Origin of the sequence: uncultured Cyclobacterium sp., from assembly GCF_963976465.1 — a bacterium.
Taxonomy (GTDB): Bacteria; Bacteroidota; Bacteroidia; order Cytophagales; family Cyclobacteriaceae; genus Cyclobacterium.
Genome location: NZ_CAXBOC010000031.1, coordinates 1 through 18,854 on the forward strand (window position 1 = coordinate 1; position 18,854 = coordinate 18,854).

The following is an 18,854-nucleotide window of genomic DNA, read 5'->3' on the forward strand; positions in this document are numbered from 1 at the left end:
CAAAACCATAGCTGTCAGTAGATACGGGATTAAAAGTTAAATGAGGAATGTCTTTTTTCATCTTATCTACAACCAGCAGTATAGGTATACAGCCGAGGTAATTGGTACCGAAGATACCAAATTATTCCAACGGGTGAAAACCCTAGGTCGATTTCTACGGGTACCTTTTGGGTTTAAAGGGAAGTCGAAAGTGTTGAAAGCTGTACCATTTTTACACTTTGGGAACCGTCGTAAATTGGAGTTCTAATCCGCTAGACTTCCTGGAAAAGGGTAAACCGGTAGTAGCCCAACCTAAGTTCTTTGGTTTAGGTTGGCCACTACTTGGGTACCGGTTTTTAATGTTCTATTATTGACTCCTTGGTTTTTCTACTGCCTTTGAACAACAAGTATAAAGTAAAAGATACTTCCCCAATTGCTGCAGAAAAGCCAACAATGGTGGCCAAGACAAGTTGGTTGCCAGGAAATATAAAATTTCCAAAGGTTTCTATCAAATAGCCTCCGGCTGCTATAACCATTAAAATGCCAAACACTTTCGGGAACAATGGAGAACGATAGAGCAATATTCCCAGCAACAAACAATGAATACCAAAGAAGGCTCCTGCCAATAGATATCCCGCATTGTGTGCATTCATAAATAACATTGCCCATACCTCTTGTTGTTCTGTGCCCAAAGCGGACATGGGGCCACTCGCATCGGTAGCATATAAGGCCATATAATGGTTCAAGAGATTTAAGCTTGCTATAGCCGGATGTGCCAAAAGACGGAAAACTGACGCAATAGCAGCCAAGGTAGGATTGACCGGCTTCAATAACTGATACAGTAATACCGAAATGACAGCATCTATCATAAAAGCCAATAAATCGCTTACCAAGCCAAGGCGGAAAAGCCCTTCAGATGAATTTATATTCGTCAAGGTTGCCAGAGGGTCATCCGGAATAAAAATCATTCCACGAACATAACCTTGGCTAAATCCTGCCAAAATGATCACCAGCAAATAGAATATACCGGTTAACCTTGCTTTTTTGTTTAAGTTGTAGTTCATCTTTTTTTTATTTATGTGGATAGGAATAATTCATCTATTGGTTTGCGCACCTTTTTTCTTCTTTGTGTCCCGTCTTTACTTGATCTATACCCCACTGGTGCGATCACCGAAGCATTGAGCCCCATTTCATCGAGGCCGAGGAGTCGGTTATAGGCTTGTTTATCAAACCCCTCCATTGGGCAGGCATCTATCTGCCGGTCAGCACATGCTATTATCAGGCTGTTTAGCGCCAGATAAGTTTGTTTTTCTGTCCAGCTTTTCCGATCTCCGGCGGACATATGCGCAAGGCTTGATTTAATGGATTGGCCATACTTTTTCAGCCCTTGAATATCTCCGGTCTTCTGAATATCAATGACCTGCTGAATGTATTTGTCCACCTGTTGGTCGTGGTTTTCAGTGTAGTTGCAGAAAACAAACAGATGAGACGAGTCCGTGATTTGAGCTTGATCCCATGAGGCTTTACGCAGTTCCTTTCGGATTTCCTGATTTTCCACAATCAATACTTTATACATTTGCAAGCCATAGGAAGAGACCGAAAGCCTGATCGCTTCTTTTAGGAAGTTTAAATCTTCAGTTGACACCTTCAAGGAAGAATCAAATACTTTGGTGGCGTATCGCCAATTGAGTTTATCTAGTAAATTCATTTTTTCTTTTTTATAAATGTTTTGATGACAAAGTCTTGTTGAAAGCCGGTTTTGAGATAGAGCCCTTTTCCCATATCAGAAGCCTGAAGAGTGGCATATGTGGCTCCTTTCTTCTTGGCTATTTTCATTATTTGGATAAGTAATTCTTCCGCAAAACCTTTTCTACGTTGTGAAGGAATGATGCCCATTGAGTGTATACCAGCGATCCCTTGCTGATCCATAAAGAGTACTGCAGTACCTACCGGATTTCCGTTATTTTTGCCAATGTAGTACTCAATAGATCCCATGGTTTGGCTCACTGTTACGGCACTTATTTTATACCCAAAGGCTTGCTCAAATAGTTGCGACCAAATTTCAGCCAAGGGTTTATTGCTTACTTTCTGAATAAGGACTCGCTCTTTAGGGGCTGGCGCATGGTTCAAATCCATAGACATGGCTATTTGTTTGTGTTTTTCCTCAAATCCACAAGATTTAAGGATCAACTCTTGCCTATGAAGCGCATCACCCCATACAGGAAGAGATAGTTTGTCCAGCTTCCATTTGAGCTGTATATCCAGAATAGCCTGCCTTTCCATTGGTTGGGTAAACCAAAGTTTGTTTGGCCATTCACCATTTCCTGAAATGCTCATGCCGTAACCGGGTTCTTCAATGTATAGTCCCGTTAGCTGACCTCCGATCTTCCAGAGGGAGGTCAGGTTGTCTGTATTTGCCTTAATTAAGTTCATTTTGGGATTTGATTAGAATGACACCTGTGATCATCACTAATAGACCGGCGATTTTTTTTATTGTAATCGGTTCCAGAGGCATATTAAACCAGCCAAAATGTCCGGCAATGGCAGCGGAAATAAGCTGTCCGGCCAGGCCAAAGGTCACGGCTGTGGAGATACCTATTTTTGGAATGATATAGTAGAAAAGCGTAACAGCAAAAAAGCTCAATACCCCTCCGGTGACCCACATATACAAGGGAATTTCCCTGACCTGATGTATGCTTGGAAACTGTCGAACAGTGATTAACACGGTGATAAGGGTAAGGCTTGCACCCATGGTCAATGCTGTGGAGGTGGCCAGCAATGAATTGTTTAGCAAAATGCCTAGGCGGGCATTGATCCCACCTTGGATCACCACCATAATTCCAACCAGAAAGGAAAGCAGAAACAATGTTAGGTTATTCATCTTCGGCTTAATTGGAGTGGAAAGGAATAGCCATTGGTCGCATTGGTGCAGCACTTGCACCCTTCAGCTTTAGGGAGGCTGCGATAAAGGCAAATTGGTACACTTTATCCCCTGCCAGCTCTTCCAGAAACATCTGCTCGATAAACATCAGCCCTTTTTCTGCCAATAAGTAGGTGTGTACCGGTACCCAATTGTCTTCTCTCTCTGGAGGAAAGGCTTCAAAGCTGAGATTGTCTGCACCAAGCAGCATAATGCCTTGGTCTTCGATAAGCCATTTAACTGCATCTAGGCTAATTCCCGGATAGTTGTCGAGGTAGTGATCGGCATCCTGATAGAATTCAGCCTGACCTGTTCGAATAAGGACAACATCTCCAGGCGCTAGACTTAGGTCTTGCTTATCTAGCGCATCTTGAAGATCATTGGCGGTAATCCTATAGTTTTTTGGAAGTGTACCTTTTGATAATTTAACATCTATCAATACCCCACGGGCAATGATAGGAGGGATGGTTTCGGCTCCGGTCTTTTTCCAGCCTTTGTCTCCTAAGTGCTCTTCAGGGGTAAAACCATTCCATATCTTCCCATTCAGACCAAAATGGTTGAGCGCATCGATATGTGTCCCCATATGGGTATACATAGATATGGCATCTCCGGTATAGCTCACCTTGTGATTCATCTTTTCGCCCAATCCATTGGGATTGTCTACCACGGTGCCTTCTGGGGTATGGGTCAGCCAGTATTGATAAGGGGGATCTCCCAGTGCATGGAAACTTGGCATGCCCACGAAATACTCAACGCTTAAATCATAGGTTTTACCGGATTTGATCTGAGACAAAACCTCTAGACGAGAGGAATTTGACATAAGGTTCAGTGCGCCTATTTCGTCATCGGGTCCCCAAGGGCTTTTGCCTACGGTTTCATTTTGTTGGCCCGCGACGCTTAAGGGGCCTGCCAGCAGCAAGGCTAGGATTAAATTTGTCTTTTTCATGATTTGAATAATTTGTTTGAGCAAATTTCTAAACCATGCAGTCCAAATTAATTAAGGTATCTTAAGAAAGCCTTTTGGTGAAGTTTTTCCGAAGGGCACTGAGGTGTTCCGGGGTTATCCCCAAAAAGGAGGCAATCATATATTGAGGAATCTGCTGCTCCATGTCTCTATATCTACTTATAAAGTCATTATAGCGTTCATCAGCAGTTTGGCTCATGGAGTTAATGGTTCGTTCTTGAAGGGCTACATATCCATTTTGCGTTTTCATTCTGAAAAACCGATCCATCATATGTATCCGGTCATACAATTTATTGAGTTGGTCTCTGTGAACCTGCAAAACCGTGCAATCGGTAATGGCTTGAATAAAAAATGTGGCCGGTTTTTGAGTGAGAAAGGCATATAGGTCATTTACCCACCATCCTTTAATCCCGAATTGAAGAATATGCTCCTTGCCGGTATCATCAATACGATATAGCTTCAGGCAACCTTCGGCTACAAATCGCATATGATGAGACGATTGCCCTTTTTGGAGTAAAAACTGTTTTTTCTTTAGGTGGATGGGTTTGAATGCAGCATTGATAAGCAAAATTTCCTTTTCCTTTAGAGGGACAATTTCTTCAATATTATGAATTAAGGTGGTATGCATTTTTACTTCGGTTAATCCTCACTATTTGTGCACAATACAGCAGCTCCACAAGCTATTTTTAGCGAGATTAGCTTTGATTATTCCCTTTTCCTTTATTGGTAGATTTGTTTCTTTTTATTTGAATAAAGGGACTTTTAATTAGGTAAAGAAAGGACTGTTTTTCTTCGGTATCAAATTCTAGCAATCCGTATTTCATTTTTTCTAAAGGCATCATTTTGAAGGTGCCAAATAAGCGGTCCCAAATAATCAATATGTCTGCATAGTTTGAATCCGTATAGAACTGCTCTTGTTGATGATGCACTCGATGATGGTCCGGCATTACAAATAATAAGCCTAAAGTCGAATTCAGCCATTTCGGATAATTTAGATTGGCATGTTCAAAAAAGAAGAATAAGTAAAGGAGGAAATAATACAAAGCCATAGAAAAGACATCTGTTCCAAAAAGAGCAGCTGTGATTATATTTCCCGTTCCAAATACTAGAATCAGCTCTATTGGGTGAAAGCGAAAAACCGTTGAAGCATCCATTGTGGTATCGCTATGATGAACCCTATGAAATCTCCAGAGAAGAGGGATTTTATGCGTTCCCCTATGGATCCAATAGGCAGTGAGGTCATATAGGGCCACCGAAATACAGAGCTTAACCCCAAGAGGTAATGTTATCAGGTATAATAGACCAATATTGTTTTCATTTAACCATTCAATGGTAAAAACTTGAAATGTGACAAAAAAGATATTCAAAATCACAAGGATAATTTGGAACAGTACATTCTGAAATAGATGATAAACCCTCTTATTGAAAGTAAAAGGGGTTAGCATAATTTGCTCCAAGGAAAAGAAAAGGGCAATTAATCCAATCACTATATAATTGGGATCAATTCCCAATAATTGGTTGAGTAAATCCATGGGCTATAATATTCGATGAATGGCCTTTCAAGTTTATTTAGCTTATAGCTAACAGGCTGTGTATCTGTTTTGTCACTCGGGCTTTGGCAAATACATAAAGAAGTTACTTAGCCGAGCCCTTTGATACCGAAGATACCAAATTATTCCAAAGGGTAAAACACTGTGCCAATTTTCATGGGTCGCCTTTAAGCCGGTGAGCGACGAGATAGCGGTGAGGATCTGTCTTAATAATTTGTTTTATTTACAAAAAAGCAGGCCCCAAACCAAGGATTGAATTTGCTCAGGAAAATGACAAATAAAACATTGTGCCAACAATTCCCTTTCTTGCTCCAGTTAAATGGGCAGGTCGTTACGAAATATTGATGCTTACATTTCAGTCCCTACCATCTACAATTGCATTCCTATTCTTTTAGCTTTCATTGCGATTTTTCCGGTTTTATTATGGTTGAGAAATGCAGTGGTATGGATCCAAGCATTATTGTAACCTCAAAATGCAGCTATTATAAGGATGAGTCACCCTGTTTCTTTGCGGTTGCCAAATAACCTAAGCCAAATAATTCTTATACATCTTTTAAAACTAAGTACTTATCTAATTAACTATTACGAATTGATCTCCTCTCTGGTCAAAGTTAACCACGCTGGTCTAAGTTTAGCGAAGCGTAACTTAGTCCTATAATACCGAAAGTTTTCAACTTTCATAGAAGTGACCCTGATGCTATCAAGAGCAAGAATAGCCGAAAACTTCTAGGATGACCTCAGCAATTCCGGCTTCGACAGGCTCAGCCACCGGTGCCTCATAATAAATCTCTTCTGAGTTAATAAAATAGGTGTTGAGATCTGATAAAAAAGAAAAATTCAATAGGAATGGGCTTCAGCCCATTTTCAAAGAAAGTGCGGTATATCCCGGCTTTAGCCAAAATTAAAAGAGTGGAAGGCCAGGAAAGAAATTGACATCAATAATAAAAAGGGCTCAATTCAAAGTGGGGAGGAATGCCCCGGAATACCCAGCCTGTGATACCTGGCACATTTTAAACCGAAACGGGTGGCATAAGTCAAACCATTATATCCAAAAGATAAGCCGAAGAAGTCTAAAACCTGTGTTTTACTACCTGCACAACCGTATGATCAGGTGGATTCTGAACAAGTACAAAAGCTTCAAAGGAAGCAAGGTCAAAGCGGTAAAATGGCTTAGACGAGTTACGAATTCATATCCAAACCTTTTCTATCATTGGGGACTGGGATACAAATTAGTCTAACTTAATGGACCAATCATCGACTGCATAATAAGAGCCGTATGAATTGAGAGGTTCACGTATCCCGGTCGACCGGGATGAGAGGTTTAGGGGTGGGATTCCCCTTTACCTACTCGACTGTATGCCCGTGCTTTCTTTTCGTCCCTGCGTAGGGAAAGGCACACTCTTTGACAAGCTACGGCAAGTGCGGTTGGCATGAGCGGCTTGGCAATGTGTGTGGCTTTGAAGGGTCGACATATTATCTGATTTTATTTTTCATTAGTTCTGTCAGACTTGTGGTAAATGGAAATGCTGATGCTCTGCCTGTCGCATAATTTTCCAGATTTCTGAAATTCCAACTGACGTTCTCAAATTCACTGTCAGTCACAGGTTCTATTTGAATAACGAGATAATTATCCTGTGATGGAGAAGGATACCCTTTTCTGATTAAGTCGTCCTTTGAATATACTTTAGGTCCTCTGCTTTCAATCTTCCATAATTCACCGGAGTTAGTGTCTCCTATAGTGTGAAGTAATAAGTATTTTGAACTTACTGTTTCTTTGTCAAGTATTAGTGACCCTGTTCCTGAACCCATTCTGAAATTATATAGTCCAGTTCTTTGAATCCAATCAAATTGTTCCTGTGAGTTGTAATATCCCACTAATACAAAAGTATCGTCAGGGATTAAGTCTCTATTGGTGTTGTAAGGCTCTGGCAAAGGTTCTTTGACAACATTGTCAGATTCAGGCGGACTTTTATAGATGTCGAATGTTCTGAAAGCAATTTTCTCCCGCTGTGAAGCACGGTTTATGAAGTGCTCAATTATTTCAAGAATAAATGCTTTTAATTCTCCGATTCCGCTGTCGGTTTTTGATGGTTTTACCGGAAATGCTCCTAATCCCGGAATAATTTCGTGAAAACCCTTTTGGTTAATGGATTTGTCACCGGGGTATAAAACATAAGCTCCTCCTGTTCTTCTGATAGCATCTTTGTAGGCGTGCATCTTCAGCAGGTCGGCATTTTTGTAAATGCCTTTTCTGTTTTCTGTTTTTTCTTCGTTAAGGTCGTTTTCTGTGTTCTGTTCCAGAAAATCGGTCAGGTTGGCGATTTTGTATTTGGCATCAAAATGAACATGAACAATCAGTTCCTGTTTTTCCGCTTCCGTTTCTGAAATTCCATAAGGCCAGAATGAAAGCGTATAGTCAGGACGAAGGGTGGTCGTCCAGCTACCTGAATCGGGATAATTTTTCTTTCCGCTGAATGAACGGTTGTAATTAAAACGAATTTTCAGTTTTCTGTTGCCTGAATCATATACACCTCTTAGTGCGGTGAATTTTCCCTGCTTTATCTGAAGATTTAAACCGTCAGGGGTTTCTTTAATTAAATCTGAAATGTCTTTGGTTTCTATATCAAATATGGATTGAAACAAATCGAGCAGTTTGAAGAAAAGCCAGTATTCATACAGTGTGGCAATGTCTTTTTTACCTCCGCTGTAAATATCGTCTCCACCTTTCCAGATGAGTTTAGCGGCAAGATCAAACATTAACCATACACGTAATACTTCTCGGTAACCTTCCTTGCGCTGCAATACAGGACTGTTCAGTTTTAGGGTTGTTGGTCTTGAAATATCTTTGAAAACAGAATGGTGAAGCTGACTCTCCAGTTCACGAATCAGTAATTCTGACTCATTTTCCATTTTCTTATGTCCGAACTCTTTTGCTTTGTTGTTTATGTCTGTGCAGAATTTCAGGAAATTTTCAAGTGTATGTTTAATGAAACGGTTTTCAGGAGTGTCAACTGAATCTGTTTTTCTGATGGCTGTGATTCGTTCTGGCAAAGTATCAATGCCGTAACTTCTCAGATAATGCCTTTCAGGTAATTTGTTTCGCTTACCGCCTTTTAGTATTTCTTTAATGTTAGTATTTGAAAATCGTCTTGCGTTGCGAATGTCTTTTTCTTCCGTGGTTTCTGCCCATTTAGTTACGGGTGCTGTAACAATCCGGTGTATTGCTTCTGCAAATTCATCAGTTCCAACTACTGACTTTATGAAGGCAAATTTTTGATAAAGCGTTTGACTGTCTTTGGTATAATCAATTTCAAAATGTTGCGAAACGGGTGAATTTGCTTGCAACAAAAGGTCTGTACATTTTTCGGTAATTAGTTCCAGCATATCACGATAATCATCACGATAGCCAGATTTTATAGACTGAACCTCTAATTCGACTTTGTAGAATTCCTGAGAACTTTCTTTTTCAACTAATGGAATTGATAGCGTGCCTACATAAATATTGGGAGCAATTGTTCCCAGATTTGTAGTTCGCTTGTGTTTCTGAATGATGTTCTCGCCAACATCACCCAAAATAAATTCAGGGTGACTGATTTGAAAATCATAAAAACAGCCTTCTACCAATTGATAACGGGCTTCATTATGCTCATTTGCGCTTACTCCTGCATCAAACAACGAATCTGGCCTGCGCGCATCTATCCAGATCCGCATACCATCCTGTATGAAATCTAGGTTGATTTCTATGTTTGAAACTGATTTCATTCTTTATGCTTCAGCAAAACTTGCAAACCCATTATCAATTGCTCCCTTATACATGCGTGAAATTTTTTCAAGTGAAAGTGGATAAAGTACACTCGTAGCATTGAATTCAAAATCAGGTTTTTCAAAGATATCCTTGATTATTTTGAAGTCACCTGTGATGCAAAAGGAACCGAGTGTTTCCAGCACAGGGCAAAGCTTTCTGCGCGAACCATGTAGCTTTGGTAAGAGCTTTTGCATAATTGTGATATCAATTTTTTGATTGGTTGTAAGCTTATCATCTAATACTGATAATTGATGAATCAAACGCAAAATTTCCGTTGCACTGCGGTAACCAAATTCCGCTCCGGTCTTTTTCAGTTCGCCAAAGAACTGAACCAATGCATTATTAATGTCAGCAATATTTTCGGTAGCAAACTCTTTACTAACGGCCATTTCCAGAAAGCTTTTAGCCATACCTGCACCTTTACCGGTTATGGCATCCATATTGATTTCTTTAATATTGTCCAGGAAGTTTTCCATTTCTTCCTTTGTCACACGAAATTCAATGGTATTAGCCCTATCTAGCACCTTAGGGCTGAACATATTTGTGGTTTCGTCTATGTTTACAGTGCCAATGATGAATAGATTGGAGGGAACTTTCAGTTTTGAAGGAACACCATTTCCCATGGTGCCTTCAGCATAAAGCGGAATTTCTTCCTTTGATTCCATAACACTCAAAAAATCAGCAAAATAGCGTTCCACGTGACTCAAGTTCATTTCATCAAGTATGAGGAAGTGAGGAAAGTTTGGATTTTCATTTGCTTGAATTATTAAATCAATTACGCCAGTATCTGGTTTTACATATTCATCAGTTTTTAACGCATTAGGATACCCTAATAACGGTTCCCTATTGGTCCAGTCTGCTCCAACTGGAATAAGACGATACTGACTATCTTCTTGACAGATCCATTTAACAAAAGTTTGAGCGAGTTTTGTTTTTCCAGAACCGGAAAGGCCAGTAAGAATTAAGAATGGTTTAGTTAATAACGAACTTAAAAATCTATGGATTAATATTGGACTATATTTAAGATTTGCATTACTGACAGATTCTATAAATGACTTCAATTGAAATGATTCCTCAGAAAAAAGCTTCTGTAAAGTATTGCTTTTTGAAATATTGTTGCCGTTCAACCATCCAATAAACTGTTCAAATGTAACTCCCAGTACTTTATGAAATTCATATTTTTTTATTTGCTCTTCAAAAGTTCTTTGGAATGGTTCTTCATCCGTAGGATCGTTCCACCCCATGTTGGTTAAATGATTTTTTAGAATTGTTTTTGCAAAAGGTCCTATTTCATTTTTTAGAAAAATTTTACTGACATCATACTTTGTTTTTTCAGAACCCTGAGAAAAATTAATTGCTAGTCCTGCTTCATTCAATGCATAAGCTAGATTGGTGTAAACCTTACCATCAATTTCACTTCTCTTTATCTCCCCCTGCATTTCAGAGGTCGTAGAAGTTTTGAATGTATTAATTAAGTCTTTATGGCTATATATTATAGAAAAAAGTAATAAAGCATATTTGTCTTCTTGGTCAAAACTTTTTATATCATCCCAAACTGCTGGTAATACATTGCTATTGCTACCACCCAACATTTTTCTTGCTTGCGTATGATCTAGTTTTATTTCATCGAGATGATTTAATATTTCGTTACTAGGGTATTTGTCAATTAGATCAATTAATTTAAAATAACCATTCTTAGTTAAAGATACAGTATGTCCATCTAGTCCTTTGGCCATTTTATTTAGGTTTAACAGTTATCAATAATTCTTTGACATCTCTATCACGATCATTAAATCGTCCCATTGTCATATGCTGATGATCAATAGACTTTATATTAATATAGTGTTTTTGAAAGATGTTTTTTGCTAAGTTTAAAAGTTCCTCAATGCTAATCATGCCTGTATCACTGTAACTTAAAACTAATGAGCAATTATTTTTAGAAATAATTTTAAACATTTCCTCAAAAGCTTCTTTTACTTTAGATCTAATGCTAAAAGGTGATTGATGCCTTATCTCTCGATACCTTCCTTTAACAATTTTACCATTTTTTACTTGAATTTGTGGATAATCATATAATGAAAGGGTTTCTATAGCATGATAAAACCTACTATAGTGCACAAAGCAGTATGGTGGATCTGCATAGATTGTAGAATCATGAATTGTCTCTAAACAATCCAAGTAATCTAATGAATGGATTTGGTGGTTATATTTACTAGGTGTATTTGGCAATTTTTCCAAAGCTGAATCTAGCTTTCTAATGAAATATTCTATTATACTTTTCCTTCTGTAAATAAGTATATCCTTCATTGAAGAATCAGTTTTCGCATCCCTGTATTGTGCATAGTGACCAGTTCCTTGACTATTATAAGCCATTGCATACATTAGGGAACTCAACATTGTATTAAATGCAGGATTTTCTTTAAAATCTTCAATCACTTTTCTAATTGAATCAATCCATGCACATTGCTCAGCACTCCACCAGGTACCAGAATAGTATTTTGTAAACAAATGCCATTCATTTTTGAATTCTTTTTTTATGAGTCCTTGATTCTTCTTTTCAAGTTTATTAAACTCCTTCAAATTAAGAATCAATGGGTACTGATAATCAGCAATTAGATCCTTGTAGTGGTTATCAAAATATTCCTGCGCTTTATCAATAACTATTTCAGAGGTTACTTCTAAGTTATTCCAATCAGTGAGGTACGCTTTTGACAAAATGGAGGAATAAAACTGGATGTCATTTGATATTATTGGAGCTTGAGTTCCTAATGCACCAGATAAGGTGCCTGAACCCGCAAATAAATCACAGATAAATCCTCCTTCATAAACTTCCTCAATGCCACTAATGACAAAAGGTAATATTTTAGTCTTTGACCCCATGTATTTGATATACTGGATAGAATCAACTAATTCAAACTTACTTGTTGTCATTAACATAGGAGTCTTTTAATAAATCTTTTGGTTTAACATTCAATATTCTTGCTATTTCGTAAAGTACCTCTAAACGAGGTTGCTGCCTGTTTTGCACATAGCCATTGACCATATTGTAACTTTTTCCAAGCTGTTCAGCCAACCAGGTTTGCTTAATTCCTTTCTCTTCAAGTACTTCCTTTATTCGGTTCATGTCCGTCTAAAATTATCCAGCCAAGATAGTATTTTAATCTTATTTATCTCGTTTTTCAATATACATTTCGTTCGTTTCATTGTTGGTCTGTCCGAGCGTGGGCAAAAAAATAGGCTCTTTTGGTTTTTTGCGTTTGGCTTGTGGGTCGGCAAAAACCCAATGTGCCTATTTGCGCGTTGGCTTTTTCAGCATGGCATACAACGATCGGGTAAAGTGCACAGTGCACTTTACCCACCTTCCAAAGATAACTTTTTCTAACTAAGTTTTATATTTAAAAGTGCCTAAAAGTCCCCAGGCCGTATAAAATACTACATTTTGAATACAAAGGCTACTGAAAGCCTAGTTGTGCTAACCGTTTGTAATCATGTATAAACGTTTAAAAAACGATTAATTATTAATTAATCCTCAGTACCAATATATGAAGGAGCGATTTTATATCCTGTCAAGCCCTAAGGCGCTGCTTGTACCAAGGGTTTGTGTAAATGGTTCAGCTTGTGCAATTCCTGCAGCACAGCAACTGATTGTACCTAGCAGTTGGAAAGGTGGAAAGACATACCCCAAGGGTTAGGCAGCGTTTTTAAAGCTTTCCTAGTTGAACTTCTTATTTGCCCATTAGGCAAACCCTTGTTTTTCAGGTATTCCAATTAAAAACAAACTAACTCCCTTTTTATTTACACATTAGTTGTATTTCTTTTTTTATACAATGATCCTTTGGTTTTTCGATAACGTTATCGCAAATAAATTTTATGGTTTTAATTAATTTATATGCTTTATGGGGTAAATTGGATTACCTTAATAAGGTTTGATTTATGTTGCCGTGCTCAAGTAAATACTTACTTTTCTCCCTATTCCACAGTCTGAAATAAATAAAAATGGCCTGTTGGAACAGAATCCGGAGTATAATGTGGCCCCTTAAATTGCTTTTTCGATGAAAAAAGTGATGTATGTATTTTATTTTAGGGTACGTACATCATTTTTTTATATATTGAGTGTTAAATATTTTGTTCTATGAAAAATAAGCGAAGAGATTTTCTAAAATTATCCGGTATTTCGAGTCTTGGTGTGGCGGGTTCGGCTCTATTTCCGGGGTCTAGCTTTGGGGCCGATGAAAGCAAAGGCTACGAACAAATTAAAAAACTGGCGCATAAACAGCACAAACAGGTTTTCAATATGTCCGGATATGCTGCTCCAAAAATTGAAACCGTAAGGATAGGTGTAATTGGATTGGGAAGCAGGGGGTCTGCAGCTGTTAGGAGATTGAGCAAAATTGATGGTGTGGACATCAAGGCCTTGTGTGACCTAAGACCAAAGCAAGCGGAGCAGGCCAAGGAAAAGCTTTCTGAAACCTCTCACAATCCGGAACTGTATTCCGGAGATGCAGAAATATGGCAAAAATTAGTCGAGCGAAAAGATCTTGACTTGATTTATATTACTACCCCCTGGGAATTGCATACCCCCATAGCTCTTTATGCCATGGAAACCGACAAACATGCTGCAGTGGAAGTTCCGGCAGCAATCACCATGGAGGAGTGTTGGGCCTTGGTGGAAACTTCTGAGCAAACCAGAAAGCATTGCATGATGCTAGAAAATACCTGTTATGATTTTTTCGAATTGATGACCTTAAATATGGTCCGCCAAGGGTTTTTTGGAGACATTGTGCATGCAGAAGGAGCCTATATACATGATTTTATCCCCAGTATATTCAGCAAGAAAAAATGGAACATGTGGCGTTACAGGCATAATGCCAGTAGAAATGGGAATCTTTACCCCACCCATGGGCTAGGCCCCATATGCCAAGCCATGAATGTCAATAGAGGAGATAGGCTTGATTATTTGGTTTCTGTATCCAGCAAAGATTTTGTCTTGGGCGAAATGACCGCAAAATTGGCAGAAGAAGACGATACCTACAAGGAGTTTGTAGGGAAGCCTTTCCGAGGAAACATGAATGTGACCACCATAAAAACCAAAAATGGAAGTACCATAATGCTTCAGCACGATGTTTCTTCACCAAGGGTGTATTCCAGGATTCACTTGGTAAGTGGCACCAAGGGAGTGGCCATGAAGTATCCCTTGCCGGGAAGAATCGCCACCAGCCATGAGGGATGGCTTTCGGAAGAAGAAATGAAAGTGCTTGAAGAAAAATACCAACCTGAAATTGTCAAAAGAATTGGTGAAATGGCCAAGGAGGTTGGAGGCCATGGGGGAATGGACTTTTTGATGGACTGGAGACTTATTGACTGCCTACGAAATGGCTTGCCACTGGAACAGGATGTATATGATGCAGCGCTTTGGAGTTCCATTTTCCCATTAAGTGAATGGTCTGTAGCCAACCGATCTTCCGCCATTGATGTACCTGATTTCACCGGTGGTTCCTGGCAAAACAATGCACCTGTAGACATTAATTTAACCCATGGTGGCAACACCGGTATCAAGCTTTAATCCGGCTAATCACATTTAATACTTTCCATTTATGAAAAAAATCCTTCTCTTAAGTCTGTTTGTGATTGTCCGGTCATTTCTTGCCAGCTCGGCAGAGCTAAAGCATGAAATGGTTTTTTCCATTGTTCCTCCGGATAGTTTGCCCCAGGTCTTGGCTCCCCGTAGTGCCGATATCCTCAATGGCAGAATGAAGCAAAAAGCACAAATTAAATTTGCAAGTCATGTGTTGCCGGAGAGTCTGCAAGAATGGGAAAAGAGGAAAGAAGAAATAAGAGAGGAGATTTTAGCCAATAGTGGATTGAAAGTGGATCATGAGCTGGATTTGGACATGAAAGAAACAGCTACCATTCAAATGGAGGGCTATGCGATCAAAAATATTTATTTTCAAACCCAGCCCGGTGTTTATGCCACAGCCAATCTTTTTATTCCTGATGGAGAAGGGCCTTTTCCTGCAGTGGTCAATATGCATGGCCATTGGATGGAAGCTAAAGGTGCCGAGAACATCCAATCAGTAGCCCATAGCCTGGCAAAAAATGGATATGTATGTTTGAGTATGGATGCCTTTGGAGCGGGAGAAAGGGGTACAACCCATATGGATTTTGAATACCATGGATCCAATTTGGGTGCCTCCCTGATGAACATAGGAGAAACGCTTCTCGGGATCCAGGTAATAGACAATATGCGAGCGGTGGATCTTTTAAGTTCATTGCCTTATGTGGATGCAGAGAATATTGGTGCCACAGGAGCGAGCGGGGGAGGTAATCAGACCATGTGGTTTGCGGCCATGGATGAAAGGGTAAAAGCAGCAATGCCCGTGGTGAGCGTCGGCACCTTTGAATCTGCAGTAATGGGATCCAACTGCGTATGTGAACTGCTTCCCGGTGGATTATCTTTTACCGAGACTTCAGGGGTATTGGCTCTTTATGCACCTAGGGCTTTGAAAATGTGCAACCACAATAAAGACAGCAATGTTACTTTTTATCCCTCAGAAATGCTTCGTAGCTATCACAATGCCAAACCGATTTTTGGGCAGTATGAGGCTGAAGAGAAGATCGCCTATGAATTGTTTGATTTAGAACATGGCTATTGGCCTGAAGACAGAGAGGCCATGTTGGGTTGGTTTGACTTACACCTCAAGGGAATAGGGGATGGAAGTGCCCGAGAAGAAATCCCTTTTAAAGTGCTTCCTTTTGAAGAGTTAATGGTTTTTCCTAAAGGGCAGCGAGACCCCAAGGTAGTAGGGGTGGCGGAATATGCCAGGAAAAAAGGCCAACAATTGAGAAAAAATTACTTAGAAAAAACCTCCTTGGATAAGGAACAAGTGGTTGAAGATTTAGCAAGCCTCTTAAAAATACAAGCTTCTCCATTGGTTAAAAATGTTCATCGATTTTCGCCTGATGGGACTTGGCAAAGACTAGCTTTGGAAAGTTCTGAAAATTTATTGACTCCTCTATTGATCAAGAAGCCCAGCCAATCAGGACTTGGCTATGTTCTACTTGCCACAGCCGCCGGCAAACAGCAAATACCCCAAGCACGAGTAGATGCCTGGACACAAAAAGGATATGGGATAGTCATTGCCGAATTGAGCGGTACAGGTGAAGCGGCCTCAGCTGAGGACCAAAAGGTAGATTATTTAACCCCTTTCCATACCTTGGCTAGGGCAAGACTTTGGCTCGGAGAAACCATGCTTGGTCAATGGGTAGGTGAATTGGCTATGGTTTCCGAATTTATAAAAGCAGAATATGCTGCGGAGAATTTGATCTTCGATGGGGAAAAAGAAGCCGGTTTAGCCGGCCTGTTTCTCGCCGCACTAGAGGAAGATGTTTACGACTCCCTTACTTTAAGAAGTGCCCCAATAAGTTATCTTTTCGATAATCGTGAGGGTGTTGATTATTTTTCCTTGGCCATTCACCTACCAAAATTCCTCCAATGGGGAGATGTTTCCTTAGCTGCCGGCTTGACAGGATTGCCCATTACTTTTGCCCAGCCAGTGAGCATGTCCGGAGAGTCCATTTTATCCAATAAGGAGAAAGCTTGGCAAACTGAGTTTGCGGCCGCCAGAAGCTTATTGAAAACAAATGGAAGCGTAAAATTTGAATTTTAATACCCACCAATAAATATAGAAGCATAAAACCAATAGATTATGAAAACAATAAACAGAAGGAAATTCATCCAAAATACAGGTTTGCTTACTGCCTCAGGCTTGTTGGCTCCTTCATTTGGTTATGGGCATAAAAAACAAAAAAGCCGTGTGGTGTTGGTAGGAACAGGGGGTAGAGGAATAGGAATGTGGGGAGCGCCTGTACAGGAAGAATACAATGATATACTGGAGTTTGTTGGCCTTTGTGATATCAATCCGGGAAGAGTCGCTTATGCCAAAAAGAAAATGAAAGTCGATTGTCCTGTGTATACAGACTTTGACAAGATGATGAAAGAGACCAAACCCGATACCTTGATTGTAACCACAACGGATGCCACACATCATGAATACATCGTCAAAGGGTTGGAAGCAGGTTTGAGGGTGATCTCAGAAAAGCCAATGACTACCGATGAATTTAAGTGTCAGGAGATTTTTGATGCTGAAAAAAGAACCGGCAATAAGGTGATCGTTACTTTTAATATGCGGTATTCCTCTTATGTACAACAAATCTGGGAGCTACTTAGGAATGGAGAAGTGGGAGACATTAAATCCGTAGACCTCAACTGGTATTTGGATACCAGTCATGGAGCAAGTTATTTCAGACGTTGGCATGGGGAGAAGGAGCATGGAGGGACTTTACTTGTACACAAAGCAACCCATCATTATGATGTGTTGAATTATTGGATGGATTCAGAACCTGAGGAAGTTTTTGCTTACGGTTCATTGGATTATTACGGGCAGAAAAATAGCAAGTTCAATAGTACCAACTGTAGGCCCTGCCCTCATAAATCCAAGTGCAACTTTTATTGGGACATTACCGAGAGCCAAAGTTCAATGGATTTATACGTGGCCAATGAGAAACATGATGGCTATCTCCGGGATGGATGTATCTATAGGAAAGAAATTGATATCTATGATACCATGGCTGTTCAATACAAATATGCCAATGGTGTAAAAGTAAATTATTCGCTGACTGCCTGTTCTCCTTATGAGGGCTATAGACTTGCCGTTAATGGGACAAAGGGCAGATTGGATGCCTGGATAAAATCTTCTATGCCGACTGGGGTGCCACCTTACCAAGAAATTACGATTAGAAATCTTTTCGGAAATGTAAAAAATATCAAGGTGATGCCGGAGTCTGGTGGACATGGCGGATCAGACCCCAGATTAAAGGATAAGATATTTAGGTATCCTGATGCGCCGGATCTTTACAAGCAATCTGCCGGTTCCAGAGATGGTGCCATGTCTGCATTGATTGGTATCGCAGCGAGGAATAGCATTGAAACCGGAAAAATTGTGCGGATTGAAGACCTTACTTCTTTGGTTCCGGTAGCAAAGAAATCATAAAAGAGTTTCTGGGGAAATACATTAGTAGGGTTTCTCGGCATTATGGAAAATATGAAAGCATTGCATTAACGGTATTTATATGGATCATCAGAGAAGGAAGTTTTTAAAAGTTTCCGGGTTGGCAGTGTCTGGTTTGGGAGTAATGGAAAGCTTTGCAGCAGGCCAATCCGGCGAGCAGGCGGCAGGTCCTCTACATGAGGATCCTACTCGCTTTCAAATCACCAAGGGGATGGAAGAGGCCTATCAGGTAGCACTCAATGTACTAAAACCAAGCAAAAGTCAATTGGAACATGGGCTTGAACTGCATCGGGACGCTGTGGTGGTGGATTGTTATGGTTTTATGCCTCGTGCGGCAGTAGATGGGGACAGGATGAAGAAAGCAGTGGAGGAAAATGCTTCTCCATTGGAGCTTCAGGACATGCGGGAAGACATGAGCATGACTCGGTTTGTGGAAATCCAACGGGAAACAGAAGAGTTTATCAATGCTTGGAAAGCTTCCGGAGTCACCTGTGTGATTCAAAATTCAGGAGAGGAAGGGAGTGCCATAGAAAAACTGCTGAAACGTTTGTCGCGTTTTACTTACGCC

Annotated in this window: 14 protein-coding genes and 1 pseudogene; 4 read left to right on the forward strand and 11 right to left on the reverse strand. The window is 39.9% G+C overall.

The genetic code is table 11. The features are described 5' to 3' along the window. Positions 1-335: 335 nt before the first annotated feature. The 11 genes from AAC037_RS03180 to AAC037_RS03230 form a co-directional block, all read right to left on the reverse strand. Positions 336-1,043 carry a DUF4386 domain-containing protein gene (locus AAC037_RS03180; RefSeq protein WP_339901572.1) on the reverse strand — a complete coding sequence of 236 codons (708 nt, stop codon included), beginning with the start codon at positions 1,041-1,043 and terminating at the stop codon, positions 336-338. Positions 1,044-1,054: 11 nt separating this feature from the next. After that, on the reverse strand, positions 1,055-1,687 hold the full coding sequence (locus AAC037_RS03185; protein WP_339901574.1) for an NAD(P)H-dependent oxidoreductase: 633 nt from the start codon (positions 1,685-1,687) through the stop codon (positions 1,055-1,057). Further along, positions 1,684-2,412 carry a GNAT family N-acetyltransferase gene (locus AAC037_RS03190; protein ID WP_339901576.1) on the reverse strand — a complete coding sequence of 243 codons (729 nt, stop codon included), beginning with the start codon at positions 2,410-2,412 and terminating at the stop codon, positions 1,684-1,686. The genes AAC037_RS03185 and AAC037_RS03190 overlap by 4 nt, the downstream gene beginning before the upstream one ends. Further along, positions 2,399-2,860, reverse strand: coding sequence for a DMT family transporter (locus AAC037_RS03195; RefSeq protein WP_339901578.1), 462 nt, complete (start codon positions 2,858-2,860; stop codon positions 2,399-2,401). The genes AAC037_RS03190 and AAC037_RS03195 overlap by 14 nt, the downstream gene beginning before the upstream one ends. Positions 2,861-2,867: 7 nt before the next feature. Then, positions 2,868-3,845 (reverse strand): cyclase family protein, encoded by a 978-nt coding sequence (locus AAC037_RS03200; protein WP_339901580.1) that lies wholly within the window; start codon positions 3,843-3,845, stop codon positions 2,868-2,870. 61 nt (positions 3,846-3,906) lie between these two features. Then, a complete protein-coding gene (locus tag AAC037_RS03205; RefSeq protein ID WP_339901582.1) occupies positions 3,907-4,491 on the reverse strand; it encodes a Crp/Fnr family transcriptional regulator in 585 nt (194 codons plus the stop codon). A gap of 67 nt (positions 4,492-4,558) precedes the next feature. Further along, the gene (locus tag AAC037_RS03210; protein WP_339901584.1) at positions 4,559-5,395 is read right to left on the reverse strand and encodes a sterol desaturase family protein; all 837 of its coding nucleotides are present in this window, start codon (positions 5,393-5,395) and stop codon (positions 4,559-4,561) included. Between the two features lie 1,491 nt (positions 5,396-6,886). Then, positions 6,887-9,175, reverse strand: coding sequence for a DUF2357 domain-containing protein (locus AAC037_RS03215; RefSeq protein WP_339901586.1), 2,289 nt, complete (start codon positions 9,173-9,175; stop codon positions 6,887-6,889). 3 nt (positions 9,176-9,178) lie between these two features. After that, complete coding sequence (locus tag AAC037_RS03220) at positions 9,179-10,954, reverse strand: hypothetical protein (protein WP_339901588.1); 1,776 nt, start codon at positions 10,952-10,954, stop codon at positions 9,179-9,181. Position 10,955: 1 nt separating this feature from the next. Continuing rightward, entirely contained in the window at positions 10,956-12,149 is a 1,194-nt protein-coding gene (locus tag AAC037_RS03225; protein ID WP_339901590.1) for a DNA adenine methylase, read from the reverse strand. Next, positions 12,136-12,342 (reverse strand): helix-turn-helix transcriptional regulator, encoded by a 207-nt coding sequence (locus AAC037_RS03230; RefSeq protein ID WP_339901592.1) that lies wholly within the window; start codon positions 12,340-12,342, stop codon positions 12,136-12,138. The genes AAC037_RS03225 and AAC037_RS03230 overlap by 14 nt, the downstream gene beginning before the upstream one ends. A 1,008-nt stretch (positions 12,343-13,350) precedes the next feature. Between AAC037_RS03230 and AAC037_RS03235 the strand changes: the two genes are divergently transcribed. The 4 genes and pseudogenes from AAC037_RS03235 to AAC037_RS03250 form a co-directional block, all read left to right on the forward strand. Beyond that, entirely contained in the window at positions 13,351-14,781 is a 1,431-nt protein-coding gene (locus tag AAC037_RS03235; RefSeq protein WP_339901593.1) for a Gfo/Idh/MocA family oxidoreductase, read from the forward strand. Between the two features lie 31 nt (positions 14,782-14,812). Then, entirely contained in the window at positions 14,813-16,885 is a 2,073-nt protein-coding gene (locus AAC037_RS03240) for an acetylxylan esterase (RefSeq protein WP_339901594.1), read from the forward strand. A gap of 39 nt (positions 16,886-16,924) precedes the next feature. After that, positions 16,925-18,268 carry a Gfo/Idh/MocA family oxidoreductase gene (locus tag AAC037_RS03245; protein ID WP_303613800.1) on the forward strand — a complete coding sequence of 448 codons (1,344 nt, stop codon included), beginning with the start codon at positions 16,925-16,927 and terminating at the stop codon, positions 18,266-18,268. Positions 18,269-18,347: 79 nt separating this feature from the next. Then, a pseudogene (locus tag AAC037_RS03250) lies at positions 18,348-18,854 on the forward strand (dipeptidase); the annotation flags it as partial.